Source organism: Herbaspirillum lusitanum, assembly GCF_046025995.1.
Classification (GTDB): domain Bacteria; phylum Pseudomonadota; class Gammaproteobacteria; order Burkholderiales; family Burkholderiaceae_D; genus Herbaspirillum; species Herbaspirillum lusitanum_A.
Window position 1 is genome coordinate 97,998 of record NZ_JAQQFM010000002.1, and the last position, 24,770, is coordinate 122,767.

General features: G+C 62.3%; 22 protein-coding genes and 1 tRNA gene. 4 read left to right on the plus strand and 19 right to left on the minus strand.

The window, feature by feature from the left end:
- Nucleotides 1–46: 46 nt before the first annotated feature.
- The 15 genes from PQR62_RS03510 to PQR62_RS03580 all read right to left on the minus strand — a co-directional run bounded on the left by PQR62_RS03510 (nucleotide 47) and on the right by PQR62_RS03580 (nucleotide 13,634).
- Nucleotides 47–610 carry a DUF3261 domain-containing protein gene (locus tag PQR62_RS03510; protein WP_408155718.1) on the minus strand — a complete coding sequence of 188 codons (564 nt, stop codon included), beginning with the start codon at nucleotides 608–610 and terminating at the stop codon, nucleotides 47–49.
- The gene (locus PQR62_RS03515) at nucleotides 607–1,863 is read right to left on the minus strand and encodes an NAD(P)/FAD-dependent oxidoreductase (RefSeq protein ID WP_408154872.1); all 1,257 of its coding nucleotides are present in this window, start codon (nucleotides 1,861–1,863) and stop codon (nucleotides 607–609) included. Before PQR62_RS03515 ends, PQR62_RS03510 begins: the two co-directional genes overlap by 4 nt.
- On the minus strand, nucleotides 1,860–4,241 hold the full coding sequence (locus PQR62_RS03520; protein WP_408154874.1) for an MMPL family transporter: 2,382 nt from the start codon (nucleotides 4,239–4,241) through the stop codon (nucleotides 1,860–1,862). The genes PQR62_RS03515 and PQR62_RS03520 overlap by 4 nt, the downstream gene beginning before the upstream one ends.
- Complete coding sequence (locus tag PQR62_RS03525; RefSeq protein WP_408154876.1) at nucleotides 4,234–4,797, minus strand: outer membrane lipoprotein carrier protein LolA; 564 nt, start codon at nucleotides 4,795–4,797, stop codon at nucleotides 4,234–4,236. Before PQR62_RS03525 ends, PQR62_RS03520 begins: the two co-directional genes overlap by 8 nt.
- A gap of 89 nt (nucleotides 4,798–4,886) precedes the next feature.
- Entirely contained in the window at nucleotides 4,887–5,348 is a 462-nt protein-coding gene (locus PQR62_RS03530; RefSeq protein WP_408154878.1) for an acyl-CoA thioesterase, read from the minus strand.
- A complete protein-coding gene (locus PQR62_RS03535; protein ID WP_408154880.1) occupies nucleotides 5,341–6,921 on the minus strand; it encodes an HAL/PAL/TAL family ammonia-lyase in 1,581 nt (526 codons plus the stop codon). Before PQR62_RS03535 ends, PQR62_RS03530 begins: the two co-directional genes overlap by 8 nt.
- Nucleotides 6,908–7,864, minus strand: a complete 957-nt coding sequence (locus PQR62_RS03540) for a lysophospholipid acyltransferase family protein (RefSeq protein ID WP_408154882.1) — start codon at nucleotides 7,862–7,864, stop codon at nucleotides 6,908–6,910. The genes PQR62_RS03535 and PQR62_RS03540 overlap by 14 nt, the downstream gene beginning before the upstream one ends.
- Nucleotides 7,861–8,631 carry a glycosyltransferase family 2 protein gene (locus PQR62_RS03545; protein ID WP_408154884.1) on the minus strand — a complete coding sequence of 257 codons (771 nt, stop codon included), beginning with the start codon at nucleotides 8,629–8,631 and terminating at the stop codon, nucleotides 7,861–7,863. Before PQR62_RS03545 ends, PQR62_RS03540 begins: the two co-directional genes overlap by 4 nt.
- Entirely contained in the window at nucleotides 8,631–10,475 is a 1,845-nt protein-coding gene (locus PQR62_RS03550; RefSeq protein WP_408154886.1) for an ApeI family dehydratase, read from the minus strand. The genes PQR62_RS03545 and PQR62_RS03550 overlap by 1 nt, the downstream gene beginning before the upstream one ends.
- On the minus strand, nucleotides 10,468–11,025 hold the full coding sequence (locus tag PQR62_RS03555) for a COG4648 family protein (protein ID WP_408154888.1): 558 nt from the start codon (nucleotides 11,023–11,025) through the stop codon (nucleotides 10,468–10,470). The genes PQR62_RS03550 and PQR62_RS03555 overlap by 8 nt, the downstream gene beginning before the upstream one ends.
- Entirely contained in the window at nucleotides 11,012–11,290 is a 279-nt protein-coding gene (locus PQR62_RS03560) for an acyl carrier protein (protein WP_408154890.1), read from the minus strand. The genes PQR62_RS03555 and PQR62_RS03560 overlap by 14 nt, the downstream gene beginning before the upstream one ends.
- A gap of 8 nt (nucleotides 11,291–11,298) precedes the next feature.
- Nucleotides 11,299–11,559: a phosphopantetheine-binding protein gene (locus PQR62_RS03565; RefSeq protein WP_408154892.1), complete on the minus strand. Its 261-nt coding sequence runs from the start codon at nucleotides 11,557–11,559 to the stop codon at nucleotides 11,299–11,301.
- A 3-nt stretch (nucleotides 11,560–11,562) separates the two neighbouring features.
- Nucleotides 11,563–12,432: a lysophospholipid acyltransferase family protein gene (locus tag PQR62_RS03570; protein ID WP_408154894.1), complete on the minus strand. Its 870-nt coding sequence runs from the start codon at nucleotides 12,430–12,432 to the stop codon at nucleotides 11,563–11,565.
- Nucleotides 12,425–13,192 (minus strand): beta-ketoacyl synthase chain length factor, encoded by a 768-nt coding sequence (locus PQR62_RS03575; protein ID WP_408154896.1) that lies wholly within the window; start codon nucleotides 13,190–13,192, stop codon nucleotides 12,425–12,427. Before PQR62_RS03575 ends, PQR62_RS03570 begins: the two co-directional genes overlap by 8 nt.
- Before the next feature lie 355 nt (nucleotides 13,193–13,547).
- A tRNA-Leu gene (locus tag PQR62_RS03580) sits at nucleotides 13,548–13,634 on the minus strand.
- Nucleotides 13,635–13,755: 121 nt separating this feature from the next.
- Between PQR62_RS03580 and PQR62_RS03585 the strand changes: the two genes are divergently transcribed.
- Nucleotides 13,756–15,717, plus strand: coding sequence for an APC family permease (locus PQR62_RS03585; protein WP_408154899.1), 1,962 nt, complete (start codon nucleotides 13,756–13,758; stop codon nucleotides 15,715–15,717).
- Nucleotides 15,718–15,820: 103 nt separating this feature from the next.
- Here the strand turns inward: PQR62_RS03585 and PQR62_RS03590 are convergent, their stop codons facing one another.
- The 4 genes from PQR62_RS03590 to PQR62_RS03605 form a co-directional block, all read right to left on the minus strand.
- Nucleotides 15,821–16,261 carry a surface-adhesin E family protein gene (locus PQR62_RS03590; RefSeq protein ID WP_408154901.1) on the minus strand — a complete coding sequence of 147 codons (441 nt, stop codon included), beginning with the start codon at nucleotides 16,259–16,261 and terminating at the stop codon, nucleotides 15,821–15,823.
- A 339-nt stretch (nucleotides 16,262–16,600) separates the two neighbouring features.
- A complete protein-coding gene (locus PQR62_RS03595) occupies nucleotides 16,601–17,629 on the minus strand; it encodes a DctP family TRAP transporter solute-binding subunit (protein ID WP_408154903.1) in 1,029 nt (342 codons plus the stop codon).
- Nucleotides 17,630–17,803: 174 nt separating this feature from the next.
- Nucleotides 17,804–18,895 (minus strand): tartrate dehydrogenase, encoded by a 1,092-nt coding sequence (locus tag PQR62_RS03600; protein WP_408154905.1) that lies wholly within the window; start codon nucleotides 18,893–18,895, stop codon nucleotides 17,804–17,806.
- A 355-nt stretch (nucleotides 18,896–19,250) separates the two neighbouring features.
- Complete coding sequence (locus PQR62_RS03605; RefSeq protein ID WP_408154907.1) at nucleotides 19,251–20,225, minus strand: D-hexose-6-phosphate mutarotase; 975 nt, start codon at nucleotides 20,223–20,225, stop codon at nucleotides 19,251–19,253.
- A gap of 280 nt (nucleotides 20,226–20,505) precedes the next feature.
- On the opposite strand from PQR62_RS03605, the gene PQR62_RS03610 reads away from it, so the two are divergent.
- The 3 genes from PQR62_RS03610 to PQR62_RS03620 all read left to right on the plus strand — a co-directional run bounded on the left by PQR62_RS03610 (nucleotide 20,506) and on the right by PQR62_RS03620 (nucleotide 24,765).
- Nucleotides 20,506–21,420: a LysR family transcriptional regulator gene (locus PQR62_RS03610; protein WP_408154909.1), complete on the plus strand. Its 915-nt coding sequence runs from the start codon at nucleotides 20,506–20,508 to the stop codon at nucleotides 21,418–21,420.
- Nucleotides 21,421–21,512: 92 nt separating this feature from the next.
- Nucleotides 21,513–22,130 (plus strand): LysE family translocator, encoded by a 618-nt coding sequence (locus PQR62_RS03615; protein ID WP_408154911.1) that lies wholly within the window; start codon nucleotides 21,513–21,515, stop codon nucleotides 22,128–22,130.
- A 238-nt stretch (nucleotides 22,131–22,368) separates the two neighbouring features.
- Nucleotides 22,369–24,765, plus strand: coding sequence for a catalase (locus PQR62_RS03620; RefSeq protein ID WP_408154913.1), 2,397 nt, complete (start codon nucleotides 22,369–22,371; stop codon nucleotides 24,763–24,765).
- The last annotated feature ends 5 nt before the right edge of the window (nucleotides 24,766–24,770 follow it).

A 24,770-nucleotide genomic window follows, 5' to 3' on the forward strand; every position in this document is an offset into this window, starting at 1 on the left:
TTCTGGCCGTGTGCTTGCATGGTCTGCATAGTCTGCATGTGGTGCATTAGTCGGCGGTCGATTGTATGGTCAGTTTGTAGCGATAGCGCAGATTGTTCAGGATCACGGTGCCGCCCCAGGCCTTGCGGTCGGGGTAGTCGATTACCGCGATGGTTTCGCCGTGCAGCAGCAGCGTACGTTGACCATCGCTTTCGCGCAACTCCCAGCCGCTGGGAAGTGCGGCCCGGATGGCGGCCGCCGGCCACAGCGTCAGTTGCACATCTTGCAAGACATCCTCTCCCTGCACCTGCTTGGGCAGCATGAAGTGGCGCCAGGTCTGCAATTCGCGGCCGTCGTAATGCAGGGTCATGACGCGCTGGCCGAAGGCCAGGCCGACCAGATCCAGTTGCTGATCGTCGATCTGCAGGGCGGTGTCGAGCTGGTCGGTGCGGCCTTCGCGTTCCACCGTCAGATGCTGCTGCAGGCTCAGTGTCGTGCCGAGCGCCGCCGGCGCCAGCCGCAGATGCAGACGCGCGGATTCTTGCGCAGGATTGTCCGGTGTGGTGCTGCAGGCGGACAGCAGCGCCGGCAGCAGGATGGCGCAGGCCATCAGGCGTTTGAGGAAGATCATGCGCATACCGCTTCCAGCGCCGTCAGGCGGCGTTTGCTTTCGGCGACGAAGGGATTGGCGGTGTCCCAGGCATAGCCGGCCAGGATGGAGGAAATCATGCGGCGGATCTGCGCTTCCTGATGTTCGTGGAAGATCACTTGCTGGAAGCCGCCGGCATACCAGGATTCGACAAAGCTGCGGAAGGTGTCCACGCCTTTCTTGAGCGGCCGCGCGTAGTCCTGTTCCCAGTCCACGCTTTCGCCGGCCAGCATGCGGTTCAGCGTGGCGGCGGCCAGGCTGGCCGATTTCATGGCGATGGTCACGCCCGAGGAAAAGATGGGGTCGAGGAATTCGCCGGCATTGCCCAGCAAGGCATAGCCCTTGCCGTGCAGCGAAGAAACGTTGGCGGAATAGCCGGTCAGCTTGCGCGCCGGGGTATCCCACTGTGCGTTTTTCAGCAGCGCGCGCAGCGAAGGGTCTTGCATCACCAGCGCCTGCAAGACTTCCGTCTCGCTGCCGCTGTATTGCTGCAGATGGCTGGCCTCGGCCACCACGCCGATCGAGCTGCGGCCGTTGGAAAACGGAATCAGCCAGTACCAGACATCATGATGTTCGGGATGCACGGTGATGCGGATCTTGTTGCGGTCGAATTCGCCGCGGGCTATGCCGTCTTCGATGTGCGTGAAATGCGCCACCCGCACCGGAAAGCCGGACGGGCTTTCCAGCTCCAGCAGACGCGGCAGTACGCGGCCGAAGCCGCTGGCATCCAGCACGAAGCGCGATTCGACGATGTATTCGCGCGGCGGCTCTTTGCCATCGCTGCTTTCATCCCGCACGCGCGTGCGCGGACGTTCTCCGCTGAAATCCACATCCAGCACGCAATGGCGATAGCGCACGCTGGCGCCCTGACGCTCGGCCTGCTGCGCCAGAATCTGGTCGAAGTCGGCGCGCGGCACCTGATAAGTGGTGCCCCAGCCGGCCGAAAACTTGTCGCGGAAATCGAAGGCAGTCTGCTGTTCGCCGCGCACGAAGGAGGCGCCGTTCTTGAACTGGAAGCCATGTTCCACCACCGCCTGCAGCATGCCGGCCTGTTCGATGAATTCCATGCTCTGCGGCAGCAGGCTTTCGCCGATGCTGAAACGCGGGAAGCGCTCGCGTTCGATGATCAGCACTGCATGGCCCTGCTGACGCAGCAGCGCCGCCGCCACCGCACCGGCCGGACCGGCGCCGATGATCAGGATGTCATGCTGTTCGATCTGTTGTGGATGGTTCATGGAATGCTGTTGTCCTGATTTTTATAAGGATGTGGGGAGCTGCTGAAGCAGGGCGCGATCAGCCAGATCAGCGCCATGCCGACCAGCATGGTCAGCCCGAAGGCATGCAGCGGCGGGCTGCCGCTGAGCGCCAGCAGGCCGAAGGAGAGCAGGGCGCTGATCGCCGACAGGCCGACCGTGAGCCAGGCGAAACGTCGTTCGCGCTCGGCCGGCTCCTGTAGGAAGATGCCGTAGTCCACGCCCAGCCCCAGCAACAGCAGGCAGGCCAGCACGTGGAACAACTGCAGCGGCTGGGACAGCCAGCCGAACAGCGCCAGCGTCGCCACGCTGGCCAGCAGCGGCGGCGCCACCGTGCGCCAGGCGGCGCGGCCATAGCGCAGGCTGAGCAGGATGAAGATGCCGGCGTAGGCCGCCAGCAGCGCCCAGCTCATGTAGAGCCGGTAATACTGCAGCACCGATGAAATATCGGCCACCTTGTCTACCCATTGCACGCCGGGAAGCTTCGGCGCGATGGCCGCCAGCTCATTGAGCCGGCGATAGTCGCTGAGACCGCGTATCGCCACCACGCTGGCGAACTGTCCCTCTGTCTTGCCCAGCCACAGATGGCGCGATGCCTCGCCGGCGGCGGTGGCGATGAAGGGTTCGGGCAGCAATGGCTCGGTCTTGCCCAGCAGGCGCTGGCGCAGATCGGCGGCCCATTGCGGGCTTTCATCGATGGCCCTGGCAATCTGGTTCAGCGGCGATGTTGCGTCCTTGCCCAGCAGCGCGCGTTCGATCAATTGCCGGTTGTCCTGCTGCATCTGCAGCGAGGGCACCCAGTTGGAGACCGCCTGCAGGCCGGCGATCAGTTTTTTGTCGATCAGCGGCTGCAGCGCCTGATTCAATTGCTCTTCACGCTGCAGCACCTGTTCGGCCGAATCGCCGCGCACCAGATAGAACTGCACCGGCGCCGCCAGCTCCAGCAGTTTGCCCAGTTTGATCTGATCGTCCAGCAGCGCCTGCGGGGTCTTCTGCAGCGAACGGATATCGTCGCTGACGGTGATGCGGCTCAGGCCGATGGCGGCGAAGACGAGGAAGATCAGTGCAATCAGCATGCCCTTGCGATCGGCGCGCAGCAGCGGCCAGGCCTTGATGCTGCGGCTGTAGCCATGCGCCAGTGTGGTCGCGCGCAGGCTGTGCGGACCGATCAGGGCCGGGAACCAGCAGATCACCGTCAGCCAGGCAAACAGCAGGCCGAGCGCGGAAAACACCGCCATCTGGCGCAGCCCGGGAAAGGGCGTCAGCGCCATGCCAAGATAGCCGATGATGGCCGCCAGCAGCATCAGGCCGAGGCCCGGGAGCAGGCGTTGCAGCAACTGCCGAGAGTCGAGTTGTTGCGGCGAACCCAGACGCGCGCACAGAAAGTAGATGCCGTAATCCTGGGCGATGCCGATCAGGCTGGCGCCGAACACCAGCGTCAGCAGATGGATCCGGCCGAAGATCAGCCAGCTCACCGACAGTGCGCCGAGGCAGCCGACCGCAATCGAGACGGCGATATAGGCAATCGGTTTGAGCGAGCGGAAGCAGAGCCACATCAGCAGCAGGATGCCGATCAGCGAACCGGCGCCGATGGTGGCCATTTCGCTGCTGGCCATTTCGCTGCCGGCGGCCGCATGCAGGATCACGCCGGCGGTAATCACTTCGGCCTGCGGCGCGATCTTGCTGGCCTCTGCCCTGGCCTGCGCCAGCAGCGGAATCACCTGCTGCTGCGCCGACATGGAAAAAGCCGAAGGCTTCAGATTCATCAACAGCAAGACGTAGGAGCGGCCATTGCCTTCGACGAACAGGCGACCGTCGCGCGGGCGCACCGGGGTTTCCTGCGCCCGCGTCTGCACCCAGCCGCTGAACAGCGCGAAGGGATCGTCTTGCCAGGCGCCCAGACGCGGGCCGGAGAAGGCGCCGTACAAGCCGCTCAATGCATTCTGGGTCCATTGTTCGGGCGCCGCGCTGTGCAGTTGCCGGCGCTGCTCGGGCGTCAGCAGCAACAGCCGGCTGCGCTCGAAACTTTGCAGCCAGTCGGCCTGCAGTTCGCCGGCGTTGCCGCCCATGCTGATCAGGCCGGGCTGGGTCTGCATCACTTTCTGATAAGCGTCGGCGGCCTGCGTGGCCTTGTCCCAATCGCTGTCGCCGACCAGCACCACCACCTTTTGCTGAGCCGAATCGACCATGTGGGCGAAGGCCTGCTGCAGCACCGGGTCGTGCTGCGAGGACGGCAGCAACGCCAGGATGTCGGTATCCGGACTGATGCGCTGCCCCAGCCACAGCCAGGCGTTGTGCGCCAGCAGCAGCGTCACCGCCAGCAGCCAGAGCGCGGCCAGCCGCTTGGGCGACTTAGTCAAACAAGGCTCCTTCTTCAGCGCTCAAAGCGCCGTCGCCGGTCTTGATGGCGGAGAACAGGATCTCGGTGCGGTCGCCGCCGGCTTCTTTCATGGTGACCTTGCTGACATAGGCGGCGCCGTCCAGCGTGATGTCGCCGATGGCTTTGGCCAGTGCCGGCTGACGCGCCTTGAGTGCGACGTGCCAGTTGCCGTTCTTGATTTCACCGTCCAGTTCGAACAGTTTGTCGAGCTGGCTCAGATCACCCGACAGCAGTGAAAACATCACGCTGTTGATCATCTTGACCACCGGTTCCTGTTGCGCATCCAGCTTCATGGCGACGCGCCCGTTCTGCATCTGAACGATGGCGTCGCGGGTGATGCGTAGGGTGTTCGGAAACGGCTGCAGGGTCTGCCACAGCACACCCTTGTCGCGCAGCACGCAGAAACGGCCATTGGACAGCAGCGGCTTCTTGATGCCGGTCAGTTGCTTGCTCTGATCGAAGCGGCCGCACATCACGGCCGGTTTGGCCAGCGCCGCCTGAATCTGCTCGACCGGCGCAGCGGCATGGGCGGGCATCGTGCTGACGATGGCACAAGCGGCAAATGTGCAGCTCAGTGCGCGGCGTGCACGCGGGAAGGACAAGCTAAAGCGGGAGGAGAATGATTTCATGGCGCAGGAGAAGGAAGTCCAAGTTTGTGCCACAGCACCGGCGGCGAGACGAAGCACATTTCGCGCTCGGGAATCTTGACGGCGACCTGCACGGTGCTGGCGCGCGTCAGACGCTGACCGGAAACGGCATCGCTCACCTGATAGTCGATTTTGAGGCGGTTTTCCCATTCGACGATGGCGGCCTGCACCTTGATGCGCTGGCCGAAGGTGGCCGGATGGGCATAGCGCAGATGCAGGTCGATCACCGGCCAGGCGTAGCCGGATTGCTTCATCGCCGGATAGTTGTAGCCGATGCGGTCGAGCAGCGCGCAACGCGCGCTTTCCATGTATTCCACATAGCGGCCGTGCCACACGATTTCCATCGGATCCAGATCGTAGAACTGGATCTGCAGCTCGACCTCGGCCTGCCAGGGCGAGCTGGCCAGCGTCAGTCTGGCCGGGACTTTGGGATCACTCATACAGCGTCCAGGCCTGGCTGCGGATGCGTTCGAGCAGCAGGCGCAGATCGGGTTCCAGCATGCGGTCTTCGGCCACCAGCGGGATGTCTTGCGACAGCGCCGCCTGCATCGCCGCCAGACCGCCGCCCGGCAGCTCCTGCAGCAGACTTTCGCCGCCGGCGATATCGGCGCGCAGCGCCACGCCCTGACGCACCGTGATCAGCAGCGCCGCCACGACCTGCTCGGTCAGTTCCAGCACGCGCAGGCAATCGCGGGCGGCAATCGTGCCCATGCTGACCTTGTCCTGATTGTGGCATTCGGTGGAGCGCGAAAAGACCGAGGCCGGCATGGTCAGCTTGAGCGCTTCTGCGGTCCAGGCCGACGAGCTGATCTGCAGCGCCTTGAGGCCGTGATTGATGGCGGCGCGCGGGCCGGTGGCGCCCGACAGATTGGAGGGCAGACCGTTGTTGTAGCGGCTGTCCACCATCAGCGCCATCTGGCGGTCGAGCAGGTCGGCGATGTTGGCCACCGCGTTCTTCATGCTGTCCATGGCGAAGGCGATGTGGCCGCCGTAGAAATGGCCGCCGTGCAGCACGCGTTCGTTGTCGGGGTCGATGATGGGGTTGTCGTTGGCGCTGTTGAGTTCGTTTTCGATGGAGCTGCGCAGCCACGGCAGGGCATCGGTCAGCACGCCGATCACATGCGGTGCGCAGCGGATCGAATAGCGATCCTGCAGGCGCTTTTCATTGCGCAGCGGCTGATCGCAGGGCAGGTCTGCCTGCAGCCAGGCCGCGACCTGCTGCTGACCGGGATGCGGCTTGACCGAAAACAGCGTGGCGTCGAAATGGTGGGCGTTGCCGTCCAGCGTGAAGGTGGCCATGGCGGTGATGCGGGTCGCCAGCCGGCACAGATAGTCGGCGCGGTCGTAGGCCAGGCAAGCCAGCGCGGTCATCACGGCGGTGCCGTTCATGATCGCCAGACCTTCCTTGGGCCGCAGACGCAGCGGCGTCATGCCGGCATCCTGCAGGGCGCGTGCGGCATCCACCTGCTCGCCCTTGCGCCACACCTGGCGTTCGCCGCACAGCACGGCCGCCAGATAGGACAGCGGCGTGAGGTCGCCGCTGGCGCCGACCGAGCCTTCGGATGGAATCAGCGGCAGCAGGTCGTTGCGCAGCAACGCTTCGATCTGTTGCAGCAGGCCGACGCTGACGCCTGAGTAACCGCGCGACAGTGAACTCAGACGCGCTGCCAGAATCGCGCGGGTCTGCTCGGGCGTGAACAGCGCGCCCAGCCCGCAGCCGTGATAGGTGTAGAGATGGTGCGGCAGTTCGGCCACCAGTTCAGGCGGCACCGTGACCGTGCAGGAGTCGCCATAGCCGGTGGTGACGCCGTAGACGGTGCCGTCTTCGCGCAGCAGGCGGTCAAGGAAATCGGCGCCGCGGCGGATGCGTGCGCGGAAGGTTTCGTCACCCGAGAGTTCGGCCTGCGCTTCGCCGCGCGCCAGCGCGACCACATCTTCAATGCGCAGCGGCTGGCCGCCGAAGCTGACGACAGGAGTGTCATTGCGGGAAGAGGCTGATTCAGTGTGCGGCATGGTGATCGTCCAGTGCGGGCGTAGCCCAGAAGTCGTAAAAGTTGAACCATTGCAGCGGCGCTTGCAGGCAATGGGCTTCAAGTCGGGCGGCGTAATCGGCCGCCAGTTCATCGAGAATGTGCTGACGCTGCTTGCGCGGCAGGCTGATGCGTTCGCGGAAGGCTTCGAAGCTCAGTTCGGCGCCGCCGGCGGTGCGCCGTGAAAACATCAGATACACCGGGCATTGCATCAGGCTGGCCAGTACATACGGCCCGATAGGGAAGGGCGCCGGCCGGCCCAGAAACGGCGCCAGCGCCACGCGCGGATTGGGCGAGACCGGAATGCGGTCGCCGGCGATCACGACGAATTCGCCCTGCGCCACCTTTTCCGCCAGCAGCACTGCGGTGGCGGCATTCATCTCGGTCACCTGCATCAGATTGAGCTGACTGCGCGGATCGAGTTGCGCCAGCATGCGATTGAAGGCCTGTGCATGTTTGGTGTGGACCAGCACCGTCAGCTTCAGATCCGGATGCTGGCGCGCCATGACGCGGCACAGTTCCAGATTGCCGAGATGGGTGCAGATCATCAGGCCGCCGCGACCGCTGGCGATGGCTTCGGACACCGTTTGCAGCCCCTTGAGTTCGACGCTGTCGAGCTTGAACAGGCCGCCCCATAACAGCATCTTGTCGAGCAGGCTTTCGCCGAAGGCGGCGAAGTGGCGGAACACGCCGCGCAGATCGGCCTTGAGGCCTGGCCGCGGACGGTAGGCCGTGAGCTGTTGCAGATAGCTGCGCGAGGCCTCGCGTGCGCGCCGGTTGCCGGCCATGTACCAGCACAGCACCGGATACAGCATCAGGCGGAACGGCAGACGACCAAACAGGCGATACACGAAAAACAGCAGGCGCATGCCGGCCACGAAACTGACTTCATTGATCTGCGCCCAGTGGCGCGGCGGCGCGCTCATGCGGTCTGCCCGCGCAGACGCTGCATCAGCTTGCGCGTCAGCAGCAGCGGCGCACGCCACAGCATGCCGAAGAACAATACGGCATGCATGCGCGAGATCAGCACATTGTCGAGCCAGGCCTTGAAGTGCGAGACGCCGTCGGTAGGGTAGTGCACCGGCGTCGGCAGATTCACGATCTGCAGGCCTTGCCAGTGCAGGCGCACCAGAATCTCGGTGTCGAAATCCATGCGGCTGCCGATACGCTGGCGCTGCAGCAATTGCATGGTGGCCGCCAGCGGATAGATGCGGAAACCGCACATCGAATCGCGGATGTCCAGCGACAGGGTATTGATCCAGACCCAGACATGCGTCAGATAACGCGCATACAAGCGCCCCTTGGGCACGCTGGCATCGTAGATCGGGCAGCCGCTGATGACCGCCTGCGGCTGCGCCTGTGCGGCCTGAACGAAGCGCGGAATGTCGCCGGCATCATGCTGGCCGTCGGCATCGATCTGCAGCGCGTGGCTGTAGCCTTGCGCCGCCAGATGCTGCAGGCCGGTGATCACCGCTGCGCCCTTGCCGCGATTGACGGCATGCGTCAGCAGGCTGACGCGGCTGCCGTATTGCTGTGCCAGTTGCTGCAGCACTGCGGCGCAAGCCGGGTTGCAGCCGTCGTCCACCAGCACGCAGTGCAACTGGTGTTGCAGCACGGCGGCGACCACTGCCGAAATGGCGTGCTCATGGTTGTAGACCGGGATGACTGCGCCCAGATGCATGGTGTCCGCCATCAGTGGTCCCCGAACAGGACGCGGCCGCTGGCATGCTGGCCGGCCTCGGAGTGCAGGCGGAACACCAGCGCATGTTTGGCGGCGTCATGCTGCAGATCCAGCGTGACTTCGGCGCCAGGCACCACGACGCGCTGGAACTTGAGCGCCTGTATGGCGAGAAAGCGTGGCGGCAGCGTGAAGAATGAACGACCCAGCGCCAGTGCCCAATTGACCTGTACCACGCCGGGAAGGATAGGCGCCTGCGGGAAGTGGCCTTCGAAATAGAGCAGGTCGGGCGGGATTTGCAGATTCAGGCTGACCGCGACCTCGCTTTGCTGCAACACGGTGTGCAAGGGCATGGTCGGACGGTTGGAGCTTGCCCCTGAGATTTCTTTCGGTGGCGATGCCTGAGGGTTGACCAGCGGTTTGTCCAGCAAAGCGGTGAGCGCGGCGACCGTGATCTTGCCTTGCGCATTGACTGGCATCGCGTCCAGATAACGCCACAGGCGCGGCAGCGCGATGCTTTCGATGGCGCCGGCCAGCGCTGCGCGCAGCGCCAGATTGAGCGCGAGTTTGCCGTCGCGTTCAAGCCGTGCGCGGCCGGCGGCGGTCGGCACCGCGAAGGCGGCGATGAACTGGCGATGGCTCTTGCCCTGATGCAGCAATACGCGTGCTTCGCTGACCAGACCGGAGTCCAGCAGCAGGCGTTCGATCTGATCCAGCGAAATGCGTTTTTCTTCCAGCTTGACCAGCCGGTCGGCGCGCCCGCGCAGGAAGAAGCGGCCGTCTTCTGCGGCTTCGGCCCGGTCGGCCATGGCGAACCATTGCCGGTCAGGCAGATGCGGCGAGCGCACTTCCAGACAGGCGCTGTCGGCCGCAACGCGCACCTCGACCGCCGGCATGGTGTGCCAGCGCTCGTCACGCGCCGTCCTGCCCTGACCGTGCATCGATCCAGTCACGGCTTCGGCCTGGCGCCAGGCGACGCCGCCGGTTTCCGAGCTGCCGTAAATTTCGATAGGCGTATGGCCGAACAGCTTGCGCGTGGCTTGCGACACGTCCGCCAGCAAGGGGCCGCCGGATGAAAAGATGGCTTGCAAATGCTGATTGCCGGGCAAGCCGGGCATGTCCGGAAATCGCTTCAGATGCGCCGGGCTGGACAGCAGCAGCCAGGGGCGCGGCGGTACGATGCGCAGCAGGTCTTCAGGGAAGAAGGCGCTGTGCGCGTGGATGGCGCGTCCGCTGTTCAGAGGCCACAGTACCTTGAACAGCAGCCCGTAGATGTGCTGATGCGAAATGGTGGCGACGATTTCCGCCGCGCCGGTGCCGAGACCGATGCGAGCGCCGAACAGCGCTTCCAGCGTTGCCACTTCGCTTGCCATCTGCGACAGTTTCTTGGGAATGGCTTGCGCGCGTCCGGTGCTGCCGGAGGTATAGACCACCAGGCCGGGGAAATCAGGGGCCAGGGCGGTGAATGCAGTTGTCGCGCTTTCAGTCTGAGCACCGGCGCGCGCAGCGGACAGCGGCAGCCATTGGGCCTCGAAGTCGCCGATGAAACCATCGACTTCGGCCTGTAGCGATTTGCAGGTTTCAGGCAGCGCATCGCTGGGCAGATACACCGTCTTGCCGGCGAACCAGGCGCCGAACAGGGCGGCAGCGAAAGCCAGGGTGTCGTGCAGATACAGCGCGAAGCGGGTGCCGGGCTGGGCTTGTAATGTGGTTTGCCAGGCGCGCAGGTCCTGCATGAAGGCGGCCTGATCGACGGGCTGGCCATCGCGCCGGCCGACAATATGCGACGCCGGAAAATGCGCATGCGGCCATTGCAGCAGATCGGGCATGCGCGTGAGTTCGCCGGTCTGCTTATGCATGGTGTTGCCGCCTGACGTAAAGCCGAACCAGATATTCACCGCCAAACAGCAGACCCATCACCGCATAGGAAATCACGCCGGTGTACATCGACCACACCGCCGGCGAACACCACATCGCGGTAGCGAAGGCGATGCCGCCGTTGAGCGCGAAGAACAGGCACCAGACCTGGGTCACGCGACGGGTGTAGGCAACCGCGAAGGGCGGCAGATCGGGATCGGTGAGGCGCGCCATGCGCTCAATGATCGACGGCGGATGAAACAGGCTGTAGCCGAACACCGCCAGCATGCCGGCGCTGATGGCGACCGGATACAGCTTGAGCGGCAGCAGGGCGTTCCAGTACAGTGCGGGGGCGGCCAGCAGCAGCGCCAGCACGCCGGTCCAGCGCAGATTGCGCGAGACCCTGACGGTCAGCAGGCGCAGCGCGGCGATGGCGATCAGCAGCATCGCCAGCAGGCGCGGTTCAACCTCGCCGTGCGCGCTCCAGATCAGCAGCGGGTAAAGCAGAATCAGCAGTACGCTCAGCAGCTTGGACAGCTCAGGCTTTTTCATCCGCAGACATCAGCGTTTCAAGCACATTCACCACATCCTGCACGGTGCGCACGGTACGGAACACGTCCGGCTGGATGCGCTTGCCGGTCATCTGGTTCAGTTTCACCACGATATCGACGGCGTCGATGCTGTCGATATCCAGATCGGTGTACAGATTGGATTCGGGCTTGATGTCGGCCTTATCGATTTCGAACATCTCGTGCAGCATGTCGACGATCCAGTTGTGGATCTCGGTCTTGTTCATTGAGGGGGCTAAAGTAGTCATCGCGGGCCTTATTGTTTCCGGTGGTTGGCGATCAGGGCTTCCAGTGATTGCACCGAAGCGAAGTGCTTGCGGGTCTCCTCCGAATTGGCCGACAGCGTGACGCCATAACGTTTTTGCAGAGCGACGCCGAGTTCCAGCGCGTCGATGGAATCCAGTCCCAGACCGTCGCCGAAGAGCGGCGCGGCCGATTCGATGTCTGCCGGGCTGATGTCTTCCAGTTGCAGAACCTCGATGATCAGTTCCTTGATTTCTTCGTCGAGCGTTTGCATTGCCTAGCTTTCTTTCATGAAATAGTGCTGCAGATAATGAGTGAGCTGACGCGCAGCGGCAGTCGGGTTGTCGCTGGCGACATTGGTATTGAGGTCGATGTCGGTGCCGGCGACCGATGGCGACATGCTCGCGCTGTGGCCGATGGCGAGCGCGAGGTCGATATCTTGCCGTATCTCGACCCGGAAATGCGGAATCGTCGCCGGCACATCCCACCACTTGTTGCCCTTGCTGAGCGTCGCGGGGTGGCAACTGATCACCGCCGGCGTAATGGCGCACAGTCCGCGCACCGCGACATTGGCAGCGCCGCGCTTGAAGCTGATGTTGCCGTCGGCCGGCGTGCGCGTGCCTTCCGGGAAAATGATGAGGTTGCTGCCGGCGCGGATCGAGTTGATGCAATCATCGATCAGTTCCGGGCCTTGCGCGTTGCTGATGTAGCCGGCGGCGCGCACCGGGCCGTGGGTGAAAGGATTGCGCCACAAGGCATTCTTCACGATGCAGTCGGCCTGATCCACGAAGGCCATCAGCAAGACGGTGTCGATCAGCGTCGGATGATTCGCCAGAATCAGCAGGCCTTTGCGCTGCAGGCGTTCCAGGCCTGTCATTTCATAGCGCAGCACACCCAGCCCGCGCATCAGTTCGACGAAGGCGCGGAAGGCCATGCGAATGATGCGGCGCGCGATCAGCATGCGGCGGCGGCGGTCGCGCACCAGCAGATTGAGCAGCGGGAACACCAGCAGTCTCAGCAGCAGGCCGCCGATGCCGAAGGCCGCAAAGCTCAAGCCGGTGGCGGCAATGCGCCAGTAGCGGTTGAGTTGCTGAGTGATCTGCCGGGGGCGGGAGCGGAGCAAGGGCTTGCCGATCTGCTTAAGCATGGACGCTCCAGTTCCAGCAACGGCCGTCGACCTGGCGGCTCAGCGTATCGGCCTGCTCGCCGCGCAGGAAGAAGCGCAGGACGGCGAGGCCGTCGGCTTCGGTCTGCGAAGCGGCGGCAGTGTCGATTTTGGCGGTGTCGGGCGCGTGCCAGCTCAGCGAGATGCGCTGCTGTTGCGGTTCTGTCTGCTCCGCCTGCATCAGCCAGGCCCAGCCATAAGCCTGTTCGTGGCAATCGCGGTAGGCGTCGAACTGCTCGGGCAGGGGGCCGTCGAAGGCCACCAGCAACACCTGAGGCGCGCCATCGGCCAGCAGGCCGCAGGCTTCGATCACACCGTGTTCCACGGTGCTGCGACCCGCCGCGATGGCGATGCTGTTGCCTTGTTCGCGACGCGCGATCGACAGCAGCCCGGCGCTGGCATTGTGGACGGAAAGACTGAAAGAGGTCGGCGACAGCGGCAACCTGGCCGCCAGTTCTTGCAAGAGCTCAACCGAACGGGCGCATTCGCCGTGACGCGAGGCAAAAACGACAGGGATATTTTCTGTTGCTGGCAGGCATTGGTAGGCGGTTTCGAGTGCGAACTTGGCGGCTGCGCTGGCGCGCCGCCTGAGCATGGGCGGCATGCTCTTAACGGCAGGCTCTCCCGAGCCATCCGCGGACAATTCGCCGTTGGTCCATCGCTGCCAGGCTTCTGGAGAATCAATCCCCGCAAGCCATGCTGCATGCGATGCAACCGAAAAACTGACATCCCCGAAACGCATAGTTTTGATTAAAAAGCGTACTGCTCAGTAATCCGAATCCACATCCCGAAAGCTTCTCCATGATTGCTTGCTGCTTTTGCAATACGAGTCGGTTTCGACATTCCCCCGATCTGGTTGTGTTGTTGATTTGTCCAGAGGGATTCGGCGGCGCGATTATTAAATTGATGTAATGCGAAATGGTACGACAAAATCACTCAATTAACTCGGATTTACAGTCAGAATTTAGAGCAAAAAAAAGGCAGGAACGAGTTTCTCATGTTCTCGTTGCCTACCTGATTTTCTCTCTTCCGCGCCGGATGTATCTGTTGTTTCTGCGCGTACTTGAATGTACTTCTATGTCGATGCCAAATTCCGCTGGTGCCGGGAGCCGGAATCGAACCGGCACGGTGTCACCACCGCGGGATTTTGAGTCCCGTGCGTCTACCTATTCCGCCATCCCGGCAACGCAAGACCGCGATTATGACGCAATTCTCATTTGTGGGCAAGTGCCGAAAGTCAGATGCGGTATCATTTCAGGCTTGAGAAAAACGGATGAAACGCTGGTCGTTTCGTCGTCCGGAACAATGAAGCTGTTGAAGATTCGTGAAATCCTGTTTGGCAAGGCGCTTGATCCGCTGAAGAGCGAAACCCGCCATTCTCTGGCGCTGGTGGCCTTTCTTGCGTGGGTCGGGCTGGGGGCGGACGGCCTGTCGTCGTCGGCCTACGGCCCGGAAGAAAGTTTCCGCGCGCTCGGCGAATACACCCATCTCGGTCTGTATCTGGCGCTAGCCACCGCGCTGACGGTGTTCATCATCGCGCTGGCCTACAACCAGGTGATCGAGCTGTTTCCTACCGGTGGCGGCGGTTACCGCGTCGCGACCAAGCTGGTCGGGCCTTACATGGGGCTGATCTCCGGCGTGGCGCTGATTCTCGACTATGTATTGACCATCGCCATTTCCATCGCCTCCGGCGTCGATGCGCTGGCATCGATGCTGCCGCTCGGCTTCCAGCCTTACAAGATCTGGGTGGAAGCGCTGTGCATCGGCGTGCTGATTGTGCTCAATCTGCGCGGTCTGAAAGAAGCGATCAAGATTCTGCTGCCGATCTTTCTCGGCTTCGTGCTCACCCATCTGGTGCTGATCCTGTACGGCATCTTCGCGCATGTGTCGCACTTTCCGGCGCTGGTGCCCAATACTCTGGCCGATACCGGCAATCTGGCGCAGCACATAGGCTGGGCCGGCGTGGCCGGCATGCTGCTGCTGGCGTATTCGCAGGGCGGCGGCACTTATACCGGGCTGGAAGCGGTCTCCAACAACGTCAACATGCTGGCCGAGCCGCGCGTGCGCACCGGCAAGATCACCATGATGTACATGGCGCTGTCGCTGGCCTTTACCGCCGGCGGCATCTTCCTGCTGTATCTGCTGTGGGATGCCAGGCACGTCGATGGCCAGACGCTGAATGCATCGACCTTCCGCATCATCATCAACAGCATGGGCATAGGCCGCGACTGGGTCAACGATCTGCTGCTGGTGATCGTGCTGGCGTTCGAGGCCGGGCTGCTGTTCGTGGCCGCCAACACCGGTTTTCTCGGCGGCCCGGCGGTGTTGTCCAACATGGCGGCGGATTCCTGGGTGCCGCACAAATTCCGCTATCTCTCGACCCGTCTGGTGACGCAGAACGGCATTCTGGTGATGGGCATTGCCGCGCTGGTGATTCTGTTCTGGACCCAGGGTAGCGTGACGCTGCTGATCGTGCTGTATTCGATTTCAGTGTTTCTGACCTTCGCCATTTCTTTGTTCGGCCTGTGCCGTTACTGGTGGCGGCATCGCAAGCAGCTGGATCACTGGAAACGGCGTTTCCTGCTGTCGCTGACCGGCTTCGTGATCTGCGCCGCGATTCTGTGCGTGCTGCTGGCGGAGAAACTGACCGAGGGCGGCTGGGCCACGGCAGTGATCATCGCCGCCATGTCGGGGCTGTGCATCTACATCCGCAATCACTATCGCGACACCAAGAATTCGATACGCACCGTCGACCAGATTTTCGCGAATCAGCCTTTCGGCATGCAGATGGGCGAGATTCTGCCGGACCCGTCCAGCCAGACCGCCGTGTTCATCGTCGGCACCTCGCGCGGCGGCGGTCTGCATGCCTTGCTGTGGGTGCAGCGCATGTTTCCGCATCACTTCAAGAATTTCATTTTCGTGAATGCGCGCACGGTGGATTCGCATGCCTACGGCGGCGAAGGCGCGGTCGAACAGATGCGGGCCGAGGCCAATGCCACGCTGCAGTTCTTCGTGGATTTCTGCCGCAGTCACGGTATGGCGTCCAGATCCTATCTCGGCTTCGGCACCGATGCGGTACAGGAAGTCACCAAACTGTGCCACGACATCAGCAAGGAATATCCGAACGCCATTTTCTTCACCAGCAAACTGATCTTCGAACAGGACAACTGGTTCATCCGTCTGCTGCACAATCAGGCGGCGCTGGCGATACAGCGGCGCCTGCATTTCGATGGCCTGCAAATGGTGATTCTGCCGATGAAGGTGTGAGCCGGCGCCATTGCCGGTGCAATTGAAAAAGCCGGAGGCGATGCGCTCCGGCTTTTTTCATGGTCGCGGCGAAGGCCGCCGGCATATGCTTGGATCGTGCCGCTTATTTGCCGCACACGGCGTTGATGGCGCGCTCGCCGGTGGAGCCCGGCACCTGATCCTGCAAGCGCACATCCGAGTACGAGAGCTGCGGCGCCAGCAGCACCTCGCCCTTGGCATTGGCCTGCGAATACATCTTGCGGCTGCCGAAACCGAGCTGGCGGCTGTCGCAATCGAAATAGGCGGTCGAGACTTCCGACAGGTAATAGATCTTGCTGCCCGGGCCCATCAGCAATTGCGGACGGCTCCAGTTCAGCAGAATCTGCGCCTGGCGAATGCCGCGGGTGGAGACGATGCTGTTCTTGTCGACGAAGAAGCTGCCGATGTTGTTGTCGCCCAGCGGCGACCATTCGGCGTGTGCGCTGAGCGTGACCAGGGCCAGAGGCAGCAGCGCCAGCTTCAGCATGGGACGGAAAGGGGGGAAGGAAAAAACGGTGAATTTCATGCCGGTAAGCGATGGCCGTGCCGGCCTAACTGAACATGGTCGCCAACATGGCGACATCATCTTCCAGCATCAGCGCGAGCGTAACGAACCAGAGCAGCGCGTAGGCGCTGGTGTAATTCCAGAGGGTTTGCAAACGTGCGTTCATGTTTTGGGCCGGGAGCGCGTGACGACGGATTGAAGTTTAGCGAATGCTAACACGGGGCGTGCATGCCTGTAAGCGAGGGAATTTTCCGGCAAGAAAAAAGCCGCCCGGCGGGGCGGCTGGATGGCCGAAAAAAATGGAGCGCGGGCGGTGTCAGCAGGACTGCTCGGGCTGGCCGATGCCGCCAATTTCAACGCTCACTTCATACCGGGCTGCTCACGCCCTATGGTCTTGAACAATTCCTGCATCAGTTCCTTGCCGACCCGGCCCTCCATCTCGTGATAGACCGGCGCCTGCACCTTGCGCCACTCATCCTTGTCCTGCGCAGTCATGCTCAGGATTTTGGTCTTGCCGGTCCTCCTGATCTCTTCCAGCGCATCGTCGTTTTCCTTTTTCGCATTGCTGTTGAAATAGCTGGTGGCGTCGATCACGGCCTTGTCCATGATCGGTTTGAGGTCGGCCGGCAGCGCATCCCAGAAGCGCTTGTTGGCGATCAGCACATAGCCGTGATAGCCGTGTTCCGACAGCGTCATGAATTTCTGCACCTCATACAGCTTGGCGGTGTTGACGATGGAGGGCGGATTTTCCTGGCCGTCCACCACGCCGGTCTGCAGCGCCTGATAGATTTCCGACCAGGCCATCACCTGCGGCAGCGCGCCGACGATGCGGGTGCGGGCGTCGATCACCTTGGAAGACTGAATGCGGATCTTCATGCCCTTGATGTCGGCCGGTTTGACGATGGGCTTGTTGGAGGTCCAGTCCAGAAATCCGCTGTCCAGCATGGCGAGGCCGGCAATGCCCTTGCTGTCCAGCTTCTGCAGCAGCTTCTTGCCGATCGCGCCTTGCGTCACTTTCTGCGCCTGCTCCATGTTGTCGAACAGATAGGGCAGGTCGAATACCTCGAACTCGCGCACGCCGATAGGGCCGAACTTGCCGAAGGTCGGCGCCAGCATCTGCACCGAACCCATCTGCAGCGCTTCCAGTTCTTCCTTGTCCTTGTACAGTTGGCTGTTGGCGTAGACGTCCACCTTCACGCGGCCCTGCGTGCGTTCTTCAACGATCTTCTTGAAGTAGTCGGCGGTCTTGCCCTTGGATGTGTTGGCCGCCACCACATGGCTGAACTTGATCACGATGGGCGTTTGCGCGGTCTGGGCCTGCGCGAGGCCTGAGAATGCGACGACGCCGCACGATGCTGCGGCCGCAAAAATGCTCTTCCATGCCTGCATGATGTCTCCTCCTGTGATGTGAAACGCGGAGTCTCTGCCGCGCCTGCTCCGGTGTCCGGAGTCTTGATGCCGCTGTCACGCCATTTTTTTCTGTTTTTTTATACTGCCGCGGCGGCGGCGGCCCTCTGCCGTGCCCGTTCGCCGCCACCCTTGATATCGCTTGCAGCTCTTCGTTCAGAGCGCCGCAGCGATGGCCTTGCCGACTTCGGTAGTGTTGCCCTTGCCGCCGAGATCCGGCGTGCAGGGACCTTCCACCAATACTTTTTCGACCGCCGCCAATACCGCATCGTGCGCCTGCTTGTATTTGGCGTCGCCGTTGCCGAGGAAGTCCAGCATCATGGCGCCCGACCAGATGGTGGCGATCGGATTGGCGATGTTCTTGCCGAAGATGTCGGGCGCCGAACCGTGCACCGGCTCGAACAGCGACGGCAGCACGCGTGAAGGGTTCAGATTGGCCGACGGCGCGATGCCGATGGTGCCGGTGCAGGCCGGGCCAAGGTCGGACAGAATGTCGCCGAACAGATTGGACGCCACCACCACGTCGAAGCGATCCGGATTCAGCACGAAGTGCGCGGTCAGGATGTCGATGTGGTACTTGTCGCTGCGCACTTCCGGATATTGCCGGCCCATGGCTTCGGCGCGTTCATCCCAGTAAGGCATGGTGATGGCGATGCCATTGGATTTGGTGGCTGAGGTCAGATGTTTCTTCGGGCGGCTCTGCGCCAGTTCGTAGGCAAACTTCAGAATGCGGTCGGTGCCGGTGCGCGTGAAGATCGATTCCTGGATCACCGTTTCGCGCTCGGTGCCTTCATACATGCGGCCACCTACCGACGAATACTCGCCCTCGGTATTTTCGCGCACCACGTAAAAGTCGATGTCGCCGGGTTTGCGATTGGCCAGCGGGCAGGGCACGCCAGGCATCAGGCGCACCGGACGCAGATTCACATACAGATCGAATTCGCGCCGGAACTTGAGCAGCGAGCCCCACAGCGAAACGTGATCCGGCACCGTGGCCGGCCAGCCGACCGCGCCAAAGAAAATCGCTTCGAAACCCTTCAACTGATCGAACCAGTCATCCGGCATCATCTTGCCGTGCTTTTCGTAATAGCCGCAGTGCGCCCAGTCGAAATGGGTGAATTCGATCTCGATGCCGAATTTCTTGCTGGCGGCTTCGACCACGCGCAGGCCTTCCGGAATCACTTCCTGGCCGATGCCGTCGCCGGCGATGACGGCGACCTTATGTTTTTTGCTGTTTTCCTTGCTCATGTCTGTCTCCTGATGAAGGTATGAATCTGCTACGCGGCATTGCGCAATAGGTAATACGCAATGCGCAGCGTGATGAAGGCTGGCGAATGACTGGCGGGAAAAGAAGTCCGGCGCTACGGGGCGCGCGAGCGGCGCTGCCGCAGCGTGTCCGTGGCCGGAAATTGAAAGGCCGCAGCGCACCGGGGAAATGTTCCCGTGTGCTGCGGCCGGTCTGACGACACCGGGCGATGTCGCGCTTTCGTCCTTGCTTTCCCGCAAGCCTGGCTGCGAGAAATCATAAACTTATTCAGTGTTCAATCATGCATGAAATGGTGATTCCATAAAACACGCTGCGTGAACAATAAGAGGATGGCAATCAGGCGCCCATTGCCTCCGACCACAGTGTGACGCCCATGCTGTGCTGCTCGCCGGGCGCCAGCGTCACCATGTCATCCATCACGTTGGCGGTTTCTATGCACAGCATGTGCTGCCAGGCGTCGTCGGCAAACTGGCTCAGGCGGCGCGCCTTGCTGACCCAGGGATTCCAGACCACTGCCGAGCTTGAACCGCTGGCTTCGATGCAGATGCGACGGCCCCATTTGGTATCGCGGATCACCAGCGGGCCGCTCAGATCGTGATAGATGCGATCGGTTTCGCCGGTGATGTGCAGTCGGCCTTTCTGACGCCGTGGCGACCAGCCTTCCAGGGTTTCGATATAAGGCCGGTCTTCCAGGCCGTCGATGCTGGCCTGATGAATGTCGCCGACTGCGAAGTAGGTGTGCAGGGCCTGGGTCAGCGCCACCGTCTGATCGCTGCCGTTGCGCGTGCTCAGCGTCATCTGCAGGCGTTCGCCGAGATGGATGCTCAGGCGCAGTTCCAGTCCGGCCGGCAGATGGCGTAGAGGGGGCGATGCATCGGTCGGCGGCAGGGAGAACTCCAGTTGCACCGATTCCTTTTCACCGCTGTGTTCATCGGCTTCGGTGATCGTCATGCCGCGCACCAGCCAGTCCAGATTGCGCACCAGTCCATGCGCAGGCAAACGGCCGCCGGTGTGCAGTGCCTGCACCTGTGCCGGATTGCGCGCCAGATCGCCGAACCAGGGCCAGCACACCGGCACGCCGCCGCGCACCGCCTGGCCGCTTTCAAAGGCGGCCTGATCGCTGAGCCAGATCAGCGGTTCTTCGCCGTGCAGGCGATAGCTCAATACCTGGGCGCCTTGTTCGGCCACCAGCAATTCCGCCTTCGAGGTGGTGACGCGCAGGCATTTCAACTGCCCCATGTCGATGCGTTCAAGCTGCGCGCCGCCGATGGGATTTTCCTGGGTGGAGAGTTCTGAATCAGGGGTGGACATGCAAAAAAGCTCCGAAAAATGGGAATGGTGAAAGCCTGCCACAAAAAGTGCGCAGACGTGGCGGATTTATGTCCGGCAGGCAATTCCGGAAGCCGCTGAAAGTGGTATCCGGTACCTGCCCGGCTTGCAACATTGTCAGTCGCACAATCTTTTCTGCACGATATGAATCGCTTGGATGCCGCCGCGCGCCTGAGGTTTCAGAGCGGGTGCGGCGACCACGGATCGGTCTGGACATAGCTCGTTATAATTCACGGATCAAACTGAGGATAGCTTACGAATCGTGAATAATCCGCCCATGCTGGAAGACCTGCGCCTGTTCTGTGTCGTCGCCCGCCGCAACAGCTTCATCGAGTCGGCAAAAGAAGTCGGCGCCTCGCCGGCCTATGTCAGCAAGCGTATTGCCCTGCTGGAAGAGTCGCTGGGCGTGCGTCTGTTTCACCGCACCACGCGCAGTGTGGTGATGACGGAAGAGGGCAGCAACGCGCATGAATGGGCGCGCAAGATTCTGGACGACGTCGAGCAGATGCTGGAAACCGTCAGCAGCGCCAAGCGGGTGCCGCGCGGCCTGCTCAAGATCAGCACCAGCTTTGCGCTGGGGCGCAAGCATGTGTCGCCCCTCATTTCCGAATTCGCGGCGCTGCATCCCGACCTCAAGGTGCAGCTCGAACTGGTGGACCGGCAGGTCGATCTGGTCAATGAAGGCTTCGATCTCGACATCCGCGTCGGCCCGGTGCATGAGCCGCATCTGTTTGCCAAACGCATCTTCGCCAGCCAGCGCGTGCTGTGCGCCAGCCCGGCCTATCTCAAGCGGCATGGAATGCCGGCCGCGCTGGCTGATCTGCGCCAGCATGAATGCCTGGTGATCCGCGAGCGCAACCAATCCTTCGGCATCTGGCGCATGACCGGGCCGCAGGGCGTGGAAACCGTCAAGGTCTCGGGCGGGCTGGCCTCCAATCACGGCGAGATCATCCATCAATGGGCGATCGATGGTCACGGCATCATCCTGCGCTCGATCTGGGATGTCGACGCCAGCCTCAGGAACGGGCGGCTGGTGCGTGTGCTGCCGCATTATTCACAGGAAGCCGATCTGTGCGCGGTGTATCCGCTGCAGATGAAGAACTCGGCCAAGATCCGCGAATGCGTGCGCTTTTTGCAGAAGAGGCTGAATGTGAATGCGCCGGCGGAAGTGGTCTGACCCCGATCCTGCCATGCAGGGATCCGCCGCACTCATGCGTGAGCGGCATCGCTGCTAGACTTCGGTTTTCGAATTTCAGCAGAGAGCGCAGCATGATCGATTGGTCCGCAGTGATCGCCGTATTTTCGGTCTACATCACGGGGGTGATGATTCCCGGGCCGAATTTCGTGGCGGTGGTGCACAAGGCGGCGTCTTCTTCGCGCGCTTCGGCGCTGGCGCTGGTGGGCGGCATCGTGGTGGTCAATCTGTTCTGGGCCAGTTGCGCGATTCTCGGCGTCGGCATGGTGTTCGCCGCGTTTCCCTGGCTGGCGCTGTTCGTCAAATTTGCGGGCGCCGCCTATCTGATGTGGTTCGGCGCCCGGCTGATCTGGCTGGCGCGCAACAAGCGGCAGAGCGCTGCGCCGCTGCTGAGCGGCGAGGGCCTGCGCCGTTCTTTTGTACAAGGCTTCCTGACCAATATCGCCAACCCCAAGTCGGTCGCTTTCTTCGCGGCGGTGTTCGCGTCGGCGGCGCCCGCCCATGTGGCATGGCCGACTTTCTGCGCCATGATCGCGGTGGTGGCGCTGGTCGCCGGCTCTTGGTATTGCGGCGTCGCGCTGGCGATGTCGCATGGCAGCGTGGCCAGCCGCTATCGGCGCTGCGCAGTCTGGATCGACCGCATCTGCGGCGGCATCATTCTCACACTCGGCTTGCGCCAGCTCATCCGCTGAGACATCCGATCGGCCAGCCTCTTGCCTGATCAGCTTTGAGTTTGCTGGTGTTGGCCGACTGTTCCGGATGGGCTAAACAGGCAGAACGCTTACGCCTCAATGCGCGCTTCTCCTACTGTTTGGCGCAGGGCATCGGCATACACTCAGTCGCCTGATGGCCTTGGGTTTTTCGATCGCGGGGTCAAATTCCGTCTCGTGCGAGACGATTCATGTACCCGTTCCAATTGAGGAAAACCTAATGGCAACTCGCGCAAAAAAGTCCGATACCCCTGACGGACTAGGCACCGTGCTCAGCACTGTCGCCGGCCCTTCCGGCGGCAATCTGTCCAAACTTCCGGCCGGCACCCAGATCCCCGGCATTCTGCTGGAGAAATTGCTCAGCACCAATGAAGTGGCATCCGCCATGCCTTTCAACCAAGGCAAGCCCAGCGAATACGGCGATGCTGCGCGCATGCCGGCGCAGGGCCAAACCGTGGCCGCCTCATCCGGCGCTTTCGCCGGCAGCACCGTGTCGGAATCCAACGCCTCTGAGAAAACCGGGGAAGGCCAGCCCGATCCCGGCAACAATCACACGGTCGGTTCGCTGGATCGCGTGCGCGTCGATTCCACCGGCCAGGCGCTGAGCACCAATCAAGGCGTCAAGATCGCCGACAACCAGAACTCATTGAAGATCGGACTGCGCGGCCCTACTGCGCTGGAAGATTTCATCCTGCGCGAAAAGATTACCCATTTCGATCACGAGCGCATTCCGGAACGCGTGGTGCACGCGCGCGGTTCGGCGGCGCATGGCTATTTCGAGAACTACAAGCCGCTGGGCAAGCTGAGCAAGGCTGCGCCGTTTGCCGAAGCCGGCAAGCGCACGCCGGTGTTCGTGCGCTTTTCCACGGTCGCCGGCGAGCGCGGTTCGGCCGACACGGTGCGCGATGTGCGCGGCTTTGCCGTCAAGTTCTATACCGATGAGGGCAACTGGGATCTGGTGGGTAACAATATCCCGGTGTTCTTCATTCAGGACGCGATGAAGTTTCCCGATCTGATTCACGCCGTCAAACCGGAGCCCAACAATGGCATGCCGCAGGCTGCCAGCGCGCACGACACCTTCTGGGATTTCGCCTCGCTCACGCCTGAAATCACGCACATGCTGCTGTGGCATACCTCGGACCGCGCCATCCCGCGCAGCTATCGCACCATGCAGGGCTTCGGCGTGCATACCTTCCGGCTGATCAATGACGCCGGCGAATCCGTGTTCTGCAAATTCCACTGGACGCCCAAGGCCGGCACCCATTCCTTGCTGTGGGATGAAGCCGTCAAGATTGCCGGCGCCGATGCCGACTTTCACCGGCGCGATCTGTGGGAAGCCATCGAGGGCGGCAACTATCCCGAATGGGAACTCGGCCTGCAAGTATTTTCAGAAGAGGAAGCCGAAGGCTTCGGCATTGACGTGCTCGACCCGACCAAGCTGGTGCCGGAGGAAATGGTGCCGGTGCGCGCCGTCGGCCGCATGGTGCTGGATCGCAATCCCGACAATTTTTTTGCCGAGACCGAGCAGGTCGCATTCTGCACCGCGCATATCGTGCCGGGTATCGATTTCAGCAACGATCCCTTGCTGCAGGGGCGTATCCATTCCTATCTCGATACTCAGATTTCACGCTTGGGCGGAGCCAATTTTCATGAGCTGCCGATCAATGCGCCGGTCAATCAGGTGCACAACAATCAGCGCGACGGCATGCACCGCCAAGCGATTCATCGCGGCCGCGCCGCCTATGAACCGAACTCGCTGGGCGGCGGCTGTCCGTTTCAGACCGGCGTGGCCGGCGGCGGCTTCACCAGTTTTCCCGAGCCGATTGCCGCCGACAAGGTGCGCGGCAAGCCGGAGCTGTTCGCCGATCACTATTCGCAGGCCAGGATGTTCTGGATCAGCCAGTCGCCGCCGGAACAGCAGCACATCATCAAGGCCTTCCTGTTTGAACTGACGCGGGTACAGACGCCGGCCATCCGCAAGCGGGTGGTGTCGCTGCTGGTCAATGTCGATCAGGAGCTGGCCGATGCGGTGGCCGATGGCCTGGGCTTTGCCACGCCGGACGCGGCGCCGCTGGTGTCGACGCTGAGCACGCCTGACTTCGACCCGTCGCCTTCCTTGTCGCTCACCGCCTATCCGGGCGATGGCTCGGCGAAGGGACGCAAAGTGGCGATTGTGGTGGCCGACGGCACCGATGGCGAGGCTGCACGCGACATCTACATGCAATTGCTGGCAGAGGGCGCCGTGCCGCGTTTCGTCGGCGACAAGCTGGGCAGCGTGGGTTCGTCTTCAGGCTCCGATCTGGAGGTGGAAATCACTATCTCGGCTGCGCCGGCAGTCTTGTTTGACGCCATGGTCTTGCCCGACGGCGAACCGGCGATTGCCTCCTTGATGGCCAATCCGCTGGTGCATGCCTTTGTGCGCGATCAGTATTTCCATTGCAAGCCGATTCTGTGTCTGGGCGCAGCAGAGGATTTGCTGGCGCAACTGGGCATCAGCCAGACGCTGGAAGACGGTTCCGTGGACGAAGCCCTGTTTCTCGGCGGCACTGCGGGCGACATCGAGGCATTCAAGACAGCTCTGGGTGCGCCACGCCAGTTTGATCGCGAAGCTGCTTGAGTCTG

What these genes read in the sequence shown, in the direction of transcription:
- PQR62_RS03595 (WP_408154903.1), bottom strand. Translation starts at nt 17,629, where the DNA reads ATGCAGGCATGGAAGAGCATTTTTGCGGCCGCAGCATCGTGCGGCGTC.
- PQR62_RS03545 (WP_408154884.1), bottom strand. Translation starts at nt 8,631, where the DNA reads ATGGCGGACACCATGCATCTGGGCGCAGTCATCCCGGTCTACAACCAT.
- PQR62_RS03570 (WP_408154894.1), bottom strand. Translation starts at nt 12,432, where the DNA reads ATGCTTAAGCAGATCGGCAAGCCCTTGCTCCGCTCCCGCCCCCGGCAG.
- PQR62_RS03525 (WP_408154876.1), bottom strand. Translation starts at nt 4,797, where the DNA reads ATGCCCGCCCATGCCGCTGCGCCGGTCGAGCAGATTCAGGCGGCGCTG.
- PQR62_RS03560 (WP_408154890.1), bottom strand. Translation starts at nt 11,290, where the DNA reads ATGACTACTTTAGCCCCCTCAATGAACAAGACCGAGATCCACAACTGG.
- PQR62_RS03530 (WP_408154878.1), bottom strand. Translation starts at nt 5,348, where the DNA reads ATGAGTGATCCCAAAGTCCCGGCCAGACTGACGCTGGCCAGCTCGCCC.
- PQR62_RS03510 (WP_408155718.1), bottom strand. Translation starts at nt 610, where the DNA reads ATGATCTTCCTCAAACGCCTGATGGCCTGCGCCATCCTGCTGCCGGCG.
- PQR62_RS03590 (WP_408154901.1), bottom strand. Translation starts at nt 16,261, where the DNA reads ATGAAATTCACCGTTTTTTCCTTCCCCCCTTTCCGTCCCATGCTGAAG.
- PQR62_RS03585 (WP_408154899.1), top strand. Translation starts at nt 13,756, where the DNA reads ATGAAGCTGTTGAAGATTCGTGAAATCCTGTTTGGCAAGGCGCTTGAT.
- PQR62_RS03600 (WP_408154905.1), bottom strand. Translation starts at nt 18,895, where the DNA reads ATGAGCAAGGAAAACAGCAAAAAACATAAGGTCGCCGTCATCGCCGGC.
- PQR62_RS03565 (WP_408154892.1), bottom strand. Translation starts at nt 11,559, where the DNA reads ATGCAAACGCTCGACGAAGAAATCAAGGAACTGATCATCGAGGTTCTG.
- PQR62_RS03620 (WP_408154913.1), top strand. Translation starts at nt 22,369, where the DNA reads ATGGCAACTCGCGCAAAAAAGTCCGATACCCCTGACGGACTAGGCACC.
- PQR62_RS03605 (WP_408154907.1), bottom strand. Translation starts at nt 20,225, where the DNA reads ATGTCCACCCCTGATTCAGAACTCTCCACCCAGGAAAATCCCATCGGC.
- PQR62_RS03575 (WP_408154896.1), bottom strand. Translation starts at nt 13,192, where the DNA reads ATGCGTTTCGGGGATGTCAGTTTTTCGGTTGCATCGCATGCAGCATGG.
- PQR62_RS03535 (WP_408154880.1), bottom strand. Translation starts at nt 6,921, where the DNA reads ATGCCGCACACTGAATCAGCCTCTTCCCGCAATGACACTCCTGTCGTC.
- PQR62_RS03550 (WP_408154886.1), bottom strand. Translation starts at nt 10,475, where the DNA reads ATGCATAAGCAGACCGGCGAACTCACGCGCATGCCCGATCTGCTGCAA.
- PQR62_RS03515 (WP_408154872.1), bottom strand. Translation starts at nt 1,863, where the DNA reads ATGAACCATCCACAACAGATCGAACAGCATGACATCCTGATCATCGGC.
- PQR62_RS03555 (WP_408154888.1), bottom strand. Translation starts at nt 11,025, where the DNA reads ATGAAAAAGCCTGAGCTGTCCAAGCTGCTGAGCGTACTGCTGATTCTG.
- PQR62_RS03540 (WP_408154882.1), bottom strand. Translation starts at nt 7,864, where the DNA reads ATGAGCGCGCCGCCGCGCCACTGGGCGCAGATCAATGAAGTCAGTTTC.
- PQR62_RS03615 (WP_408154911.1), top strand. Translation starts at nt 21,513, where the DNA reads ATGATCGATTGGTCCGCAGTGATCGCCGTATTTTCGGTCTACATCACG.